The 1,335-nt window shown below is 70.4% G+C and carries 1 protein-coding gene; it reads left to right on the top strand.

Annotated features, from left to right (window positions below):
• Window positions 1-241 precede the first annotated feature (241 nt).
• Window positions 242-1,318, top strand: coding sequence for an IS110 family RNA-guided transposase (locus ACZ7BZ_RS38325; protein WP_470362418.1), 1,077 nt, complete (start codon window positions 242-244; stop codon window positions 1,316-1,318).
• The last annotated feature ends 17 nt before the right edge of the window (window positions 1,319-1,335 follow it).

The following is a 1,335-nucleotide window of genomic DNA, read 5'->3' as shown; positions in this document are numbered from 1 at the left end:
CGCCTGACAGTGAGGATGTGACGTGATGATGTTGCCGGTGGGTCTGACCCTCCGCCTGACTGACGTCTCGACTGTCCTGTTTGGGATTTGTCGGCCCGCCGGGCATCACCACGCACGCGGCCGGACGGGCGTTTGTGACTTTATAGGAGCTTGGTCCAGAAGCCCCGTCACTGTCTTGTCCACCCGCCCGACCGGCGCGTGCCGCCCTCGGAACGGACTCGCAAGGACGGACACGACAAGCATGACGCATGACGCGCGGGAGATCACCGGCGGAGTCGACACCCATGGCCTCACCCATCACGCGGCGGTGATCGACTCCATCGGCCGGCACCTGGCCGACCGGGAGTTCCCGGCCACGATCCGTGGCTACCGGGACCTCCTGGACTGGATGCGCTCGCACGGCACGCTGAGCGCGGTCGGAGTAGAGGGCACCGGCGCCTACGGCGCCGAACTCGCCCGGGTGCTGACCGCCGCCGGGGTCACGGTCGTCGACGTCGACCGCCCCGACCGCAAGACCCGGCGAATGAAGGGCAAGTCCGACCCGATCGACGCCTACGCCGCCGCCACCGCCGTGCTCTCCGGGCGGGCCACCGGCGTCCCCAAGAGCCGGGACGGCGTGGTCGAGGCCGTGCGGGTGCTGCGGATCGCCCGCCGCAGCGCGGTCAAGGCCCGCACCCAGGCCATGAACCAGATCCGCGGCCTGCTCGTCTCCGCTCCCGCTCTGCTGCGCGAGCAGTTCGCCGGCCTGTCCCGCACGGAGCTGATACGCACGCTCGCCCGGTTGCGGCCCGGCGAGGACCTCTCGGGTCCGGTGGCGGCGACCCGGGCGGCACTGCGGCGGCTGGCCCGACGCCACCTGGCACTGGACCAGGAGGTCAACGAACTCGACACCGAGATCGGCCCACTGGTCCGGCAGGCCGCTCCCGCGCTGCTGGAACTGTTCGGTGTCGGCCCCGAGACCGCGGGCCAGCTCCTCGCCTCCGCCGGGGACAACCCCGAACGGATGCGCTCGGAGGCCGCGTTCGCCCACCTGGCCGGCGTCGCACCGATCCCCGCATCCTCCGGCCGCACCCACCGCCACCGCCTCAACCGAGGCGGTGACCGGGCCGCGAACAACGCCCTTCACACCATCGTGCTGACCCGCATGCGCTTCGACCCACGCACCCGCGCCTACATCGAACGCCGCACAAAGGAAGGCCTGTCCAAGAAGGACATCATGCGCTGCCTCAAGCGATTCGTCGCCCGCGAGGTCTACCGCGCCCTGACCAGCACACCCACCACACAAATCACTCAAACCGACCTCGCCCCTGCGGCTTGACAGCCATAGGAGCATCC

The sequence above is a fragment of the Kitasatospora sp. NPDC036934 genome (assembly GCF_055608425.1).
The sequence above is the reverse complement of the archived record's forward strand: the minus strand, read 5'-3'. Positions and strand labels throughout refer to the sequence as shown.